Annotated in this window: 9 protein-coding genes and 2 pseudogenes; 7 read left to right on the top strand and 4 right to left on the bottom strand. The window is 68.1% G+C overall.

Translation table 11 applies throughout. The features are described 5' to 3' along the window. Window positions 1-773 (top strand): annotated as a pseudogene (locus tag H0W38_RS05160) (diguanylate cyclase); the annotation flags it as partial. A gap of 2 nt (window positions 774-775) precedes the next feature. Then, window positions 776-3,463 (top strand): ATP-binding protein, encoded by a 2,688-nt coding sequence (locus tag H0W38_RS05165; protein WP_292451847.1) that lies wholly within the window; start codon window positions 776-778, stop codon window positions 3,461-3,463. A gap of 385 nt (window positions 3,464-3,848) precedes the next feature. Here the strand turns inward: H0W38_RS05165 and H0W38_RS05170 are convergent, their stop codons facing one another. Beyond that, complete coding sequence (locus tag H0W38_RS05170; RefSeq protein ID WP_292451850.1) at window positions 3,849-6,002, bottom strand: glycoside hydrolase family 3 N-terminal domain-containing protein; 2,154 nt, start codon at window positions 6,000-6,002, stop codon at window positions 3,849-3,851. 106 nt (window positions 6,003-6,108) lie between these two features. Here H0W38_RS05170 and H0W38_RS05175 point away from each other — a divergent pair, with 106 nt between their 5' ends. The 4 genes from H0W38_RS05175 to H0W38_RS05190 are packed head-to-tail and all read left to right on the top strand — an operon-like array spanning window position 6,109 to window position 12,873. Further along, window positions 6,109-7,398, top strand: coding sequence for a glucoamylase family protein (locus tag H0W38_RS05175; protein ID WP_292451853.1), 1,290 nt, complete (start codon window positions 6,109-6,111; stop codon window positions 7,396-7,398). Further along, window positions 7,395-8,843: a glycoside hydrolase family 15 protein gene (locus H0W38_RS05180; protein WP_292451856.1), complete on the top strand. Its 1,449-nt coding sequence runs from the start codon at window positions 7,395-7,397 to the stop codon at window positions 8,841-8,843. The genes H0W38_RS05175 and H0W38_RS05180 overlap by 4 nt, the downstream gene beginning before the upstream one ends. Beyond that, window positions 8,840-10,600 carry an ABC transporter ATP-binding protein/permease gene (locus tag H0W38_RS05185; protein ID WP_292451859.1) on the top strand — a complete coding sequence of 587 codons (1,761 nt, stop codon included), beginning with the start codon at window positions 8,840-8,842 and terminating at the stop codon, window positions 10,598-10,600. The genes H0W38_RS05180 and H0W38_RS05185 overlap by 4 nt, the downstream gene beginning before the upstream one ends. Next, a complete protein-coding gene (locus H0W38_RS05190; protein ID WP_292451862.1) occupies window positions 10,597-12,873 on the top strand; it encodes a CocE/NonD family hydrolase in 2,277 nt (758 codons plus the stop codon). The genes H0W38_RS05185 and H0W38_RS05190 overlap by 4 nt, the downstream gene beginning before the upstream one ends. 97 nt (window positions 12,874-12,970) lie before the next feature. Here H0W38_RS05190 and H0W38_RS05195 read toward each other — a convergent pair whose 3' ends face one another. Next, the gene (locus H0W38_RS05195; protein ID WP_292451865.1) at window positions 12,971-13,390 is read right to left on the bottom strand and encodes a type II toxin-antitoxin system VapC family toxin; all 420 of its coding nucleotides are present in this window, start codon (window positions 13,388-13,390) and stop codon (window positions 12,971-12,973) included. Continuing rightward, window positions 13,387-13,641 (bottom strand): plasmid stabilization protein, encoded by a 255-nt coding sequence (locus tag H0W38_RS05200; protein ID WP_292451869.1) that lies wholly within the window; start codon window positions 13,639-13,641, stop codon window positions 13,387-13,389. Before H0W38_RS05200 ends, H0W38_RS05195 begins: the two co-directional genes overlap by 4 nt. 184 nt (window positions 13,642-13,825) lie before the next feature. Here H0W38_RS05200 and H0W38_RS05205 point away from each other — a divergent pair, with 184 nt between their 5' ends. Further along, window positions 13,826-14,062: a hypothetical protein gene (locus H0W38_RS05205; protein ID WP_292451872.1), complete on the top strand. Its 237-nt coding sequence runs from the start codon at window positions 13,826-13,828 to the stop codon at window positions 14,060-14,062. Between the two features lie 85 nt (window positions 14,063-14,147). Here the strand turns inward: H0W38_RS05205 and H0W38_RS05210 are convergent. Further along, window positions 14,148-14,537: pseudogene (locus H0W38_RS05210) on the bottom strand (LysR substrate-binding domain-containing protein); the annotation flags it as partial. Window positions 14,538-14,664 lie beyond the last annotated feature (127 nt).

The following is a 14,664-nucleotide window of genomic DNA, read 5'->3' on the forward strand; positions in this document are numbered from 1 at the left end:
TCGCCGGCGACACTGCGTTCCTGGAAGATCAGCACATCTTCCTGGAACGCCACGGGTACAACGAAGAGTGCTTTTTCACGCTCTCGTTCAGCCCCATCCGCAGCGAGGGCGGGCACATCGGCGGGCTTTTCCATCCGGTGATCGAGATGACCGCCAAAGTGCTGGGCGAGCGCCGCACGCACACGCTGCGCGACCTGGCCGCCCATGCGGGCAGGGCGAAGTCGATCGAAGAAGCGATTGCCCTCAGCAGCCAGTCACTGGCGCCCTACCAGCTCGACCTTCCCTTCGTCCTCATTTACTTGCTCGACCGCGCGGCCCAGCAGGCCCGCCTGGTCGCGCCGACCGGGCTGGCCGCCGCGAGCGTCGCCTGCCCTCTGGTTGTGGACCTGCACGCGTCGGGCGGGTCGTCGTGGCCACTGGGCGAAGTGGCGCTGTCGGGCACGGCGCTACAGGTCGATGACCTGCAGCAGCGCTTCGGTGCGGTTTGCTGCACGGCCTATCCCGAAGCGGTGCAGTCAGCGCTGCTGCTGCCGGTCACACCGCCGGGCATGGACCTCCCGGTGGCCGTCATCGTCGCTGGGATCAGCCCGCGGCTGTCGCTGGACGACAAGTACCGTGGTTTTTATGAGCTGTTGGGGGTGGCGGTCACCTCCGCAGTGGCCAACGCCCGCGCCCATGAGGAAGAAATCAAACGGGCCGAGGCGCTGGCCACGCTGAACCGGGCGAAGACGGACTTCTTCAGCAATGTAAGCCACGAGTTCCGCACACCCTGACCTTGCTGCTCGGACCGGCGGAAGAACTGCTGGCGATGCAGCACGGCATCTTGCCGCGCGGCGCGCACGAGCAGATCGGCGTAGTCCACCGCAACGCGTTGCGGCTGCAGAAGCTGGTCAATACCCTGCTCGACTTCTCCCTCGTCGAGGCAAACCGCCTGCGGGCGTCTTACCAAGCGACAGACCTGGCCGCCGTGACCAGCGAGCTGGCCAGCGTGTTCCAGTCCGCCGTCGAGAAGGCCGGCATGCGGTTGGTGGTAGACTGCCCGCCGCTGTCCGACCCGGTCTACGTGGATCGAGACATGTGGGAGAAGGTCGTCCTGAACCTCATTTCCAACGCCTTCAAGTTCACTCTCGAAGGAGAGATCACCGTCACGCTCGAGGACGCCGGGCACGCCGTGCGAATGTCAGTGCGTGACACCGGCGCCGGCATCGCCGCGGCGCAGTTGCCGCACATCTTCGAACGCTTTCACCGTGTCCAAGGGGTCCGCGCCCGAACACACGAAGGCACGGGCATCGGGCTGGCCCTGGTCCAGGAACTGGTCAGGCAGCACGGCGGCACAGTGGCGGTCGAGAGTGTCCTCGAGCAGGGGAGCACCTTCGTCGTGACGATCCCCAAGGGTAGCAGTCATCTGCCGGCCGACCACTTGGCGCCGGGCGGCATTGCCGTCCCCAGCGCGCTGCCGGCGGGCCACCACGTGATGCAAGCGCTGCGCTGGCTTCCTGCAGAAGATGATGAACCTGCGCCGCATGACGCCCCGCTGCCGGGCTCGGCATCTTCAGTCGCACGACCCCGGATTCTTCTGGCGGACGACAACGCAGACATGCGCGCCTATGTGTCCCGTCTTTTGAGCGAGCGGTACGCCGTCCAGACCGTGCCCGACGGCGAGGCGGCACTGGACGCGGTGCGCAGCAACCCGCCTAACCTGGTGCTGGCGGACGTGATGATGCCGCACCTGGATGGCCTTGGCCTGCTGGCGCAACTGCGGGCCGACCCGGCCACGAGCAGCGTGCCGGTGATCCTGCTGTCGGCGCGCGCCGGTGAGGAAAGCCGGGTCGAGGGCATCGAGACCGGCGCGGACGACTACTTGGTCAAGCCCTTCAATGCGCGGGAGTTGCTGGCTCGCGTCGGGGCGCAATTGCAGATGGCCCGGGTTCGCCACGAGGCCAATTTGTCGTTGCGCGAGAGCGAGGCGCGATTGCGCGCATTCGTGACCGCCAGCTCCGACGCGGTCTACCGCATGAGCCCGGACTGGAGCGAGATGCGCCATCTGGATGGCCGCGAATTCATCGTCGATACGGAAGAGCCACGTCGCGGCTGGATCGAGGAATACATTCACCAGGACGACCAGCCGCGGGTGCTGGAGGCGATTGGCGAAGCCATTCGGTCCAAGAGCCCGTTCGCACTCGAGCACCGCGTTCGCCGCGTCGATGGCACGCTGGGCTGGACCTCCTCGCGTGCCATCCCTTTGCTGGATGCGAAGGGCGACATCGTCGAATGGTTGGGCACCGCAAGCGATATCACCGCGCGCAAGGAGGCCGACGAAGCGCTGGCCCGGTTCGCCAGTGAACTGACCGACGCCGACCGCCGCAAAAACGAGTTCCTCGCGATGCTGGCCCATGAGCTTCGCAATCCCCTGGCCCCCATCCGCAACGCCCTGTACATGATGCGGCTCAAGGCGGGCGACAACACGGCCGTGCAATCGGCCTCCGCGATGATGGAGCGGCAGATCGGCCAGATGGTTCGCCTGGTGGACGACCTGCTCGACGTGAGCCGCATCAGCCGGGGCAACATCGAACTGCGCAAGGTTCGGGTCGACCTGGCATCCGCCATTCAACACGCGGTCGAGGCCGCCCGGCCGTTTTGCAAGCTGATGGAGCACGCGTTGACGGTTTCGGTGCCGGTGCAGCCCGTGTACCTGAACGCCGACCCGACCCGGATGGCCCAGGTTATCGGCAACTTGCTCAACAACGCCTGCAAGTTCACCGACAAGGGAGGTCGCATCGCCCTTGTGCTCGAGCGCGACGGCGACGCCGCCGTCATACGGGTACTCGACAGCGGGGTTGGCCTTGCGGCGGAGCAATTTCCCCGGATCTTCGAGATGTTCACCCAGATCGATACGTCGCTGGAGCGGTCCCGGGGCGGCTTGGGCATCGGCCTGACGCTGGTCAAGAACTTGGCGGAAATGCACGGCGGCACGGTGCAGGTACGCAGTGCCGGCATTAAGCAGGGCAGCGAGTTCATTGTTCGTTTGCCGTTGCTGGCGGACGTGCCCGACCAGCTCTTGCCCGAACCGGTCACGGTTGAGCCGGCGCAGCGTCGCCGTATCCTTGTCGTGGACGACAACCAGGATGCAGCCACATCGCTGGCCGAGCTGCTGGAGCTCACCGGGCACGAAACGCGCTTTGCGCACGACGGACTGGAAGCGGTGCAGGCAGCGGAGAGCTTCCGCCCCGACGTGGTGTTGCTCGACATCGGCTTGCCCAAACTCAATGGCTTTGAGGCTGCCCGCATGATCCGCCAGCAGCCCTGGGGCAAGGACATGATGCTGGTGGCTTTGACGGGATGGGGCCAGGAGGAAGACCGGCGAATGTCCAGCGAGGCCGGGTTCGACGCCCATCTGGTCAAGCCGGTAGACCCTGCCGCGTTGACGGAATTGCTGGCCCGGATGCGCTCGCCCAGGGCCTGAAAAGTGCCTTCTTGCGCTTCAGCCACCGGGGCGCTCCCGGATGACGAGCGTCGTCGGGTGCGGGATTCGATTCATGTGAGTTCGCTGGGCTCAGCAGCAGACGTTGAGCCAACCGACGACGCGGGGCGGCACCAGCCGCGTCAGTGGATGTCTGCAGTGCGCCACACACCCGACGTTGATGTCACCGGCGCCTGTGCACCGCGATCCGGTATCTGGCCGATACCGCGAGTACGACGGACGAAGTCGACCGGCCGGACACGCTGCATTGCTGATCGTGGCGATGCAATGCTGACCGCACCAAAGCGTCGGAGCCTGACGTTCACTGAAAACGTCGGGTACGTTCGAGCCCCTGCGCCAAGCTGCTGCCACCTGGATTCCCAGGGTTTCAACACAACTCGATGGTCTGCTGCAGCAAGCCTGTTGGCTCGGCACTCGGGCCGACGAAGACATCGACCTCGCCCGCCTCGAACAGGGGCTGCAGATCCGGCCCGAGATAGCGCAGCTCGGTCGCCGGCAGTTTCAGCTTCACCGAGCCGGCAACGCCCGGCATCAATCGCAGCTTCGCGTAGCCCTTGAGCTCCAGCAGCGGTCGGGTAACGAGGCTGACCTTGGCGCGAACGAACAGGAAGACGGTCTCTTCGGCCTCGCGCGCGCCCTCGTTGCGCAGTGTCACGCTGATCGTCAGCGTGCCCTGCTCGCGCACGCGCCGCGGCTCGACATGCAATTCGTCGTAGCGGAAGCGGCCGTACGTCAAGCCGTGGCCGAAGGCATACAGCGGCGTGTTGTCGACGTCTTGGTACTTGCTCGTGTAGTAGTCGGCGGGATTCATCGGCCGGCCGGTGGGGCGCTGGCCAAACCAGATCGGCACTTGCCCGACGGCGCGCGGCCAGCTCATCGGCGTGCGACCGCTCGGCGACACCCGGCCGGTCAGCACGTCGGCGATCGCGTGGCCGGCTTCGACGCCGAGGAACCACGCCGCCAGCAGCGCGTCGGCGTGTTCGGCGAGCCATGGCACGACGAGCGGTCGGCCCGAGAACAGGATCGCGACGACGGGGATGCCGAGCGCCTGCGCACGGGCCGTCACCGCCTCGGCCAGAGCCTGCTGCCTGCCGGGAAGCGCGGGCGTGGCGCGGCTCGCCGCCTCGCCGCTCATCGTGGCGCGCTCGCCCAGGCACAGCAGCACGGCGTCGGCCCCATCGCACAGCGCGACGGCGGCTTCGATGCCGCTGTCGTCGGCGCTGTCGATGGCGACGCCGGGGGCATGCCGTATGTCGGTCTGCGGCAGCGCGGCGCGCAGGCCGGCCAGCACGCTCACGGCCGGCTCGTGTTCGCCCGCGCCCCACCAGGGGCCCTTCATCTCGGTGCTCGCGTCGGCCAGCGGGCCGATCACGGCGAGCGCGCCTGGCGCCTTCGCCGTCGCCGGCAAGGGCAGGGTGTCACGCTCGTTCTTCAGCATGACGATGACCTTGCGCGCGACGTCGCGCGCCAGCGCATGCCGCTCGGCGATGACCGCCGCGGGCTCAGGGGTCGCGCCGCGGCGGTAGGGATCGTCGAACAGACCGAGCTGCTCCTTGAGCCGCAACACGCGGCGCACGCACGCATCGATTTCGTCGATCGTCACCCGGCCCTGCTCGAGCGCGACCGGCAGGCCCTTGCGATACGCGTCGGCCATCATGTCGATGTCGACGCCGGCCTTCAGGGCCAGCACCGCGGCATCGACGAGATCGGCCGCGACGCCGTGCTCGATCAGCTCCGCGATCGCGTTGTAGTCGCTGACGATGACGCCGTCGAAGCCCATCTCGCCGCGCAGCCAGTCGCGCAGCAAGGGGACGTGAGCGGTCATTGGCACGCCGTTGAGGTCGGTGAAGGCGGGCATCAGCGTGGCTACCCCGGCTTCGATCGCCGCCACGAAACCCGGCAAGTGCACTTCGCGCAGCGTGCGCTCGGAGATATCGACCGCGGCGTACTCCCGCCCGGCGGTGACCGGGCTGTACGCGACAAAGTGCTTCGCGCAGGCGGCCAGCGATTCGGCCGACGACAGATCGCTGCCCTGGAAACCGCGCACCTTGGCCTGCGCGATGCGCCCGTTGAGCCAGGGGTCTTCGCCCGGGCCTTCCGCGGTGCGGCCCCAACGGGGATCGCGCGACACGTCGAGCATCGGCGCGAAGGTCATCGCCAGGCCGTCGGCCGCGCCTTCGCGCGCAGCCTCGCGCGCCGTGCGCTCCCAGACGGCCTCGTCGAAGATGCCGGCCTCCGCGAGCGGGATCGGAAAGAGCGTGCGATGGCCGTGGACGATATCCAGCCCGATCAGCAGCGGAATGCCGAGCCGCGACTGCTCGACGGCCAGTCGCTGCATCTCGTGCGCAGGCCCCGCACCCACCATGTTCAGCAGATTGCCGATCGTGCCGTCGATGATCGACTGCGTGGAGTCGCCCGCGATCACCGGGCCGGTGACCGTGTAGCCGGAGGCGGTCATCGTCAGCTGGCCCAGCTTTTCGGACAGCGTCATCCGGGCCATGAGGGTGTCGATGCGATTCACGGGAAACTCCAAGACAAAACCCAAGGGGATTTCATGATGGCATGCTGCCCCTGCACGATTGGGTGAAGCCCCCACGTGCCACCCCCAGACAACGAAAGGAGCACTCTTGTCGCAATTGCCGAAGGACGACCGGGACCCCGAGGCACTCGCGGCGCTGCCCGATGACGCCTTGATCGATGCCGTGCAGCGTCAGACCTTCCGCTATTTCTGGGACGGCGCGGATGCCGTCAGCGGCATGGCGCTCGACCGCCGCACTGCCTGCGGCCCGCCCGACGGCAAGGTGGCCATCGGCGGCTCGGGCTTCGGCATCATGGCGTTGATCGTCGCCGTGGAGCGCGGCTGGGTCACGCGCGAAGCCGCGCTCGAACGGCTGCGCCGGATGCAGGACATACTGTTTCGCGCGACCCGCTACCACGGCGCCTTTGCGCACTTCATCGACGGCACGAGCGGCGCGACGATTCCGATGAGCCGCGAGGACGACGCGGCCGATCTGGTCGAGACCTCGTTCCTCGTCATGGGCCTGCTGTGCGCGCGCCAGTACTTCAGCGAGGACACGGCCGAGGCGCGCCGCGTGCGCGGCGACATCGACACGCTGTGGCGCGACGTCGAATGGGACTGGTTCACGCGGGGCGGACGCGACGTCCTGTACTGGCACTGGAGCCCGAACAACGGCTGGGCGATGAACCACGAAGTGCGCGGCTGGAACGAATGCCTCATCACCTACCTGCTGGCCGTGGCCGCGCCGCGCCATGCCACCCGGCCCGAGGTCTATCACCGCGGCTTCGCGGCGGGGCAAGGCTTCGTCAACAGCCGGTCGTACCACGGCATCGAGCTGCCGCTTGGCATGCCGTACGGCGGCCCGCTGTTCTTCACGCACTACTCGTTCCTGGGCCTCGATCCGCACGGCCTGAAGGACCGCTACGCCGACTACTGGGATCTCAACTGCCGCCACGTGCAGATCAACCGCGCGCACTGCATCGCCAATCCGCATGGCCACAAGGGCTATGGCGAGTCGTGCTGGGGCCTGACCGCAAGCGACGACCCCGACGGCTACCTCGCGCACGCCCCGGATACAGACAACGGCACCCTCTCGCCGACGGCGGCGCTGGCCAGCCTGCCGTACGCGCCCGCCGAGGTGATGAAGGTGCTGCGGCATTTACTCAGCGTGCACGGCGAGCGTGTATGGAAGGACTACGGCTTCGTCGATGCGTTCAGCGAACGGCACGGCTGGTTCGCGCAGACCTTTCTCGCCATCGACCAGGGCCCCATCGTCGTCATGATGGAGAACCATCGCACGGGCCTGCTGTGGAAGCTGTTCATGAGCGTGCCCGAAGTGCAGGTCGGGCTGCGCGCGCTGGACTTCAGCAGTCCGCATCTCGCTTCGCCAGCATCGTGACCAAGAGCGTGACCAAGAGCGTGACTGACCGCGTGACGAGCCCGCAAGACCCGGCGTTCGAGTCCTGGCTCGAAGGGCAACTGCGCCATTCGGCCAGCGCGATGCTCGCAGCCATTTCGCCGGTGGCGATCGTCAAGCACCGACCCGGCTTCGGCCAGACCGTGAGGCCGGTCGCCGGCGCCATCGTCGCCTCGACGGTCCTCGGCGACTGGGACCCGGACCCGGACTACTTCTTCCATTGGTTCCGCGATTCCGCCGTCGTCATCGATGCATTGCGCTTGCTCCACCTCGAGCGACGCGTCGGCATTGAGGCCCTGCAGCATCTGCGCGACTTCACCCGCTTCAGTCTGGCATTGAACCAACTCGACGGCCGCATCGATGCCGCGGTGCCCGGCCGTCGCGCGCGCGTGGCTCCCGACTTCCTGCAGTTCCTGCGCGACGAAAGCGACCTCGCGAGCGGCCACGGCGATGCCGTCGTCGCCGAGACGCGCGTGAACCCCGACGGCACGCTCGATGTCTCCCGATGGGCGCGCCCCCAGCACGACGGGCCGCCGCTGCGCGCGCTGGCGCTGTTGCGCTGGGCGGCTGTCGGGCAGCTCGATGCGCCCTTGCTGGCAGACGTCAGCGCCCTGATCCGCTTCGACCTCGACTTCACGCTGCGTCACTGGCGCGAGCCGTCTTACGACATCTGGGAAGAGGAAAGCGGCCACCACTACTACACGCTGCGCGTCTCGGCCGCCGCGCTGGCCGAAGGCGCGGCATGGCTGCAAGGCCTGGGCGACACCGCACAGGCGCAGCGCTGCCGCGAGGAGTCGCAGGCCGTGCTGAGCCTGCTCGACGACTACTGGGTCGACGGACGCGACGCGACGCCCGGCTACTACCGTTCACGGGTGCTGGCGGACGACCGGCTTAGCCCGAAAGCGCTGGACATCGCGGTGATCCTGTCGGCGATCCACAGCCTGGCCCCCGAGGCCACGCACGGCATGCTTGATTCGTGCATGCCTGCCGCGCACAGCGTGGCCGATCCGCGCATGCAGGCCACGCTGGCACGGCTCGACGCGCTGTTCGACGCGGCCTATCCGATCAACCACGGCCGTACCAAAGGCCGCGGCCCGGCGATGGGCCGGTACGCCGGCGACGTGTACTACTCGGGCGGCGCCTACTACTTCTCCACGCTCGGCGCCGCCGAGTTCTGCTTCCGCGCCGCGGCGCTGGGCGGCGCGCGGGGTCGTGATCCTGGCCACTGGTTCGAGCGCGGCGACGCCTACCTCGCCACCGTGCGCGCGTACACGCCGGCCAGCGGCGATCTGTCGGAGCAGTTCGATCAGCGCAGCGGCGCGCAAACCTCTGCGAAGCACCTGGCCTGGAGCTACGCCGCGTTCGTTTCGTGTGCTTCGGCGCGCCGCATCGCCGCTGCAGCCTTCGGGTCGCAGCATCAGGGATGAGCGCACAGCCGTCGCGCCGGACCGAGCTGGTCGTGAAGACCGGCGTCGCCCACCAGGTTGGCGTGTTGCTCGGCGCCTGGCGAGCGTCCACTGTGGCGAAGACGCTGGCCGCGCTGGTGGGCGCCATCGTTGTGGTCATTGCGTTCACGGCGTATGGGCAGCTCGCGCTGAACCGCTGGAACCAGCCGTTCTACGACGCGATCTCGCGTCGCGACCTGAGCGAGTTCATCGTGCAGCTCGGCGTGTTCGCGGTGATCGCGGGCGCCCTGCTGGTCCTGAACGTCGGGCAGCGGTGGCTGGTCGAAACATTGCAGCTCAAGCTGCGCGAGGCCCTGGTCACCGACCTCGTGGGACTCTGGCTGCAACCGCGCCGGGCGTTCTGGCTCGCGGGCAGCGGGCCCATGGGCGCCCAGCCGGATCAGCGGATGCACGAAGACACGCTGAAGCTGTGCAATCTGTCGGCCGACCTGGGCGTGGGCCTGCTGCAGGCTTTGGTCCTGTTCGGCAGCTTCTCGGGCGTGCTGTGGGTCATCTCCAAGGACTTCACCATCTTCTTCCAGGGTCGCGACCATGCCTTGCCGGGTTTCATGCTGTGGGCGGCGATCCTCTACGCGGGCGCCGGCTCGCTGATGAGTTACTGGGTCGGCAAAAGCCTGATCGGGCGCAATGCAGAGCGTTACGCGCGCGAAGGTGAACTGCGCTTCTCGCTGACCCGCATCAACGAGCATCTCGACGGCATCTCGCTGGCCGGCGGCGAGGCCGACGAGAAGCGCCGGGTGGCATCGACTCTCGGCGACGTCTTGCACGCCACATCGCGCGTGGTCCTCGGGCTGACCAACCTGACCTGGGTCACCGCGGGCTTCGGGTGGGTCACGCTCATCGCGCCGATCCTGGTGGCCGCACCGCTGTACTTCTCGGGGAAGGTTTCGTTCGGCGGCCTGATGATGGCCGCCGCTGCCTTCACGCAGGCGCAGTCGTCGCTGCGCTGGTTCATCGACAACTTCAGCCTCATCGCCGACTGGCGCGCCACGCTGCTGCGCGTCGTCGGCCTGCGCCAGGTGCTGGCGTCCGATCTGGAAGCCGCGCAGCGTGGCAGCCGCATCGCCTATGTCGAGAGCGAACCGGGCACCCTCGCGATCGAAGCGCTCAAGGTGCGCGTGTGGGCCGGCCGCGATCGGCTAGACGCCTCCGACCTGGTCGTGCAAGCCGGTCAGCGCCTGCTGATCCTCGGCGCGCCGGGCACCGAGAAGACCTTGCTGTTCCGGGCGCTCGCGGGCCTGTGGCCCTGGGGCTCCGGCACAGTGCGTCGCCCCCGCGGCCAAACGATCCATTACATGCCGCGCGGCACGCCCTACCTTCCCCGCGGCACGCTGGCCGACGTGCTGTGCTATGGAATGGCGTCGCCCTGCTATCCGCGGGAAGCCATGGCGGCGGCGCTGGCGAGCGTGGGCCTGCAGCGCCTGGAGCCCATGCTGAACGAGACGCGCCGCTGGGAGCGGGAGCTCGGCATCGACGAGCAGCTCTTGCTGGGCTTCGCCCGCGTGGTGCTGCAGAGCCCGCCCTGGCTGGTAATGGACGAGGCCTTCGGTGCCTTCGACGACGACACGCTGGCACGCATCATCGACGTGCTCAAGGGCCAACTCGCGCACACGGGCATCGTGCACATCGGCTCGGCCGGAGAGGCGCACGACCGGCTGTTCACGCAGGTGGTGCATCTGGTCAAGGCGCCGGAGCGCCGCCGGGCGAAGCATCCATGAGCGCTCCCGCACGTCGCGCCCTCGTGCTGCTGATGCTCGCGCTGCCGGTCTGGGCGCGAGCGCTGGATTTTGGCTTCCAGGCACCGCGCGACCCCGACGATGTCGCTGCGGCGGACGCGATGCGCGATCTGGCGCAGCGCATCGTGCCGGTCTACCAGGATGACGACACCGATGGCTACCTGGCCAACCTGACCGCTCTGCAGATCGTCAGTGGCGCCTACGCCGCGGCTTACGACAGCAGCCGGTTGCTGCGGCGCCGCCAACAGGGCAAGCCGTTCGACGCCTTGGCGGAGCGCGCGATCATCGACGGCATCTACGCGCATGCGCGCGCGATCGAAGCGAACGAGCGCGCGGGCTTTGCCAAGGCGTACACGCGCTCGTTCCAGGAACTGGTGCCGCCGCTCGACAACGCGCAAGCCGCGGCCATCATGGCGCGGCTCGCCATACCGCCGCCGGTGTTCCGCGAGCCGCTGCGGCAGGCCTTCGATCGCTGGCGCCAGAAGGGCAGCCTCCCGCAGGCCGACGCCGTGGCCCTGGTGCGCACCTGGCTCGCGTACGAATCGCGTCGCAGTTTCAACGCGCTGCTGCCCGAGCTGATCGCGGCGGAGAACCGCCGCCGCTACGTGGCGGAGGCCGACGTCCGGATCCCCGTGCGTGCGGGGGTCGTTATCCATGCGAGCGTGGTCCGGCCCGGCGGCGGCAAAGCCGCGAAGGGCCCCCTGCCGACGCTGCTGCGCTTCACGCTCGACCCCGCCGAGGACGACGCGCAGCGCAGCGCCTTCAAGGGCTACGTCGGCATCACCGCCTACGTTCGAGGGCGCACGCCCGACGGCAAGGGCGACGCGTGGCCCTTCGTACACGACGGCGAAGACGCCGCGGCCGTCATCGACTGGATCGCCCGGCAGCCGTGGAGCGACGGCCGCGTCGGCATGCTCGGCGACGGCTACTCCGGCTACGCCGCCTGGGCCGCCGCGCGCAGGAAACCGGCGGCGCTCAAGGCCATCGCCACGACCCAGCCGATGGCGCCGGGCATCGACTTCCCGATGGCCGGACAGATCTATCGCAACGCATTCGTCCGCTGGGCGCAGGAGCACGCGATGGCCGAGCCGACGCTCGCTCATACCGAAGCCGACACCGACGCGAAGTGGCGCGCACTCGAGGCGCGCTGGTACCGCCAAGGCGGCCCCTACTGGGACATAGACCGCGTCCTGCTGGGCAAGCGCAGCAAGCTGGTGCGAACCTGGCTGACGCACCCCAGCCACGACCGCTACTGGCAGAAGTTCCTGCCGTCGGCGAAGCAGTTCGCGCAGATCGACATCCCGGTGCTCGACATCGCCGGCTACTACGGCGCCGAGGCCGGTGCGCTCTACTACCACCGCGAGCATCTTCGCAACCGACCGCAGGCCGACACGACGCTGCTGCTCGGCCCCTGGGACACGGCCTCGATCCGGCTCGGCACGGCGGCGACGCTGCGCGGCTACACGCTCGACCCCGTCGCCCGCGTCGACCTGCCCGAGCTGCGCTTGCAATGGTTCGACCACGTCTTCAAGGGCGCGAAGAAGCCCGCGCTACTGCAGGACCGCGTCAACTACCAGGTGATGGGCGCCGACCGGTGGCGCCACGCGCCGACCCTGGACTCGCCGGATCGTCCCCGGCTGCGCCTGTACCTCGACACCCGCCACCGCGACGGCCCGCACCGCCTGTTGCCGTCACCGACGCCGTCCGTTGGCGATGGCAAGGCGCGACTCTCGGTCGATCTGGCCGACCGCAGTGACGCCCACATCCCGTGGCCGGACGCGCTGCGCGCGAAGCAACTGCCGACGCGCAACAGCATCCGCTTCGTCAGCGATCCGCTGCAGAAGGACACCGAGATCGACGGCAGCCTGCGCGGCGAGTTCGACATCACGCCCTCGCGGCAGGACGTGGACCTGAACGTCTCGCTGTACGAGCAGACGGCGAGCGGCGAGTACCAGCTCCTGTTCGAGCCGTACGACTTTCGTGCCAGCTACGCCGGCCACCGCGACAAGCGCCGGCTTCTCAGGGCGGGCGAGCGCCAGTTGCTGGCGTTCACCGCCGAGCGGGTGACCGCGGCCAAGCTCGAGGCGGGCAGCCGCCTCGTGCTGGTGGTCGGCCTCAACAAGCGCCCCGACCGACAGATCAATTACGGCAGCGGCAAGGACGTGAACTCCGAGACCATCGCCGACGCGCAACAGCCTGTGCGCGTGCGCTGGCATGTACGCAGCCACGTGGAGATCCAGACCGGCGAGCCCTGAGCGCTTGGCGCGAAGAACAAGCTCCTGAACCCCGTTCGACGGGGGCGGCGTGCTGTCGCATGGCGACGCATCGACGTCAAGCGCTGGAGCGAGGCCGTCATACGTGCCACGGGTCGATCACGGCCGCGCCGGCGGCCTCGAAGGGGCCGGTGTCCCGGGTGGCCACCGCAAAGCCGTTGGCGGCGGCAATGGCTGCGATGTAGCCATCGGCGGTGGCAACGGCCAGCCCCGCTGCCCGCGCCTTGCCCATCAGGTCTGCATAAGCGCGGGTGCAGGCCAGATCGAAGGGCAGCACGCGGCCTGCGAAGAGCGGCAGCACCCGTTTCTCCAGGTTCTGTTGCAGGACCGATCGCCTTCTGCCGGCAGGCAGCAGCGCCACGCCGGCACGCAACTCGGCCACCGTGATGGCCGACAGAAAGAGCGTTTCAAGCGCCTGGGCGTCGATCCACTCGATGACGCGGGTGTCGGGCGCCGCGCGCAGCGGCTCCGACACCACGTTGGTGTCGAGCAGGATCATCCGAGGCTCAGCGGGCGGGCGGGCGTCTTGTCGCGCACATGCTCGAAGACGGCGAACTCCTCATCGGTAAGCTTGGCCTGCCGGCCCATGCCGGCCAACAGCGAGCCCAACTTCACCCGCCCCTGCGGGCTGACGGCGGACTCCAGAATCTCGCGCACCTCCGCCTCCATGCTGTGCCCGTGCCGGGCGGCCCGCACCCGCAGCGCCCGATGCACCTCGTCGGCAATATTGCGTACGGTCAGCATGGCCATCTTCATTTCCTCATCTCGCATTCAGCGCATGCAGTGTACGTCTATGCCTGCGTTTGTGAGGCGGCCCCGTTTTTCGAAGGCAGTCACTCAAGCTGCTTACGGCTTCTCGCGTCACGGGTAGCACACGTACGGCAGGTAGGTACAGCCTGACAAACCTGCGTCGCCAATTTGCAGGAGATCGCGCGTGAAGCCCTACGACATCGAAGTAGAGCGCCTCGAGTCGATGAAACACGGCAAGGGTTCGATCGAAATCGACATCGATGCGCAGGTGCTGCCGCGTCCGGCGCGTGACGACCAGCCCGCCACCCGTTGCCTGCACCTGCCCGTGGAGTACGCGCGTTCCCTGCCGGTGCTGCTGAATCAGCAGCTTGCCGAGCTGGACGAGTTGCAGCCGAAGAGTCGGCGGTCGGGACGGCGCTGAAAGTGCGGGCGGCCCACGCGAGGCTTCCACGCGCCATTCGCACTTTCGCAATGGGCCTCCCGCAGGCGTCTGCGGATTCGGGACGTCACGGGCCACGCTGGGCAGCGATCGGCGCATGCTGTGCCATCAGCTCGGCCACCCAATCGATGAACACGCGCAGTCTGGCGCTGACATGCCGGTTCGGCGGGAACGCGACGTAGAGCGGCATGGGATCCAAGCGCCAGCCCTTGAACAGCGGCACAAGCTCGCCGCGCGCCAAGTGCGCCTCGGCCATGTAATGCGGCAGCCAAAGAATGCCCAGGCCCGCCAAGCCGGCCGCGAGGTAGGCATTGCCGTCGTCGACCGCGAGCACATAGCGGCCCTGCACTTCGATGCTTTCGCCATCGCGCCGCATCGCGAAGGAAAGGACCTTGCCGGTGCGCGCCCACAGGAAGCCGACGATGCGGTGATGCGTGTCTTCCAACTCCCGAGGGTGCTAGTGAACTGTAACGTTCAAATAGGAAGTATCATTGCGCCTGCGGAGGGTGCGATGAACTTGACCGAAACCGAAGTCATGGAACTGCAGCGGCGAGTCAGCGCGAGGACCGAGAGAGCGGATTCGG

The organism is Methylibium sp. (genome assembly GCF_013817365.1).
Lineage (GTDB): Bacteria > Pseudomonadota > Gammaproteobacteria > Burkholderiales > Burkholderiaceae_C > Methylibium.

Coding starts and splice junctions, on each gene's coding strand:
- H0W38_RS05185 (WP_292451859.1), top strand. CDS start 8,840: ATGAGCGCACAGCCGTCGCGCCGGACCGAGCTGGTCGTGAAGACCGGC.
- H0W38_RS05190 (WP_292451862.1), top strand. CDS start 10,597: ATGAGCGCTCCCGCACGTCGCGCCCTCGTGCTGCTGATGCTCGCGCTG.
- H0W38_RS05195 (WP_292451865.1), bottom strand. CDS start 13,390: ATGATCCTGCTCGACACCAACGTGGTGTCGGAGCCGCTGCGCGCGGCG.
- H0W38_RS05200 (WP_292451869.1), bottom strand. CDS start 13,641: ATGGCCATGCTGACCGTACGCAATATTGCCGACGAGGTGCATCGGGCG.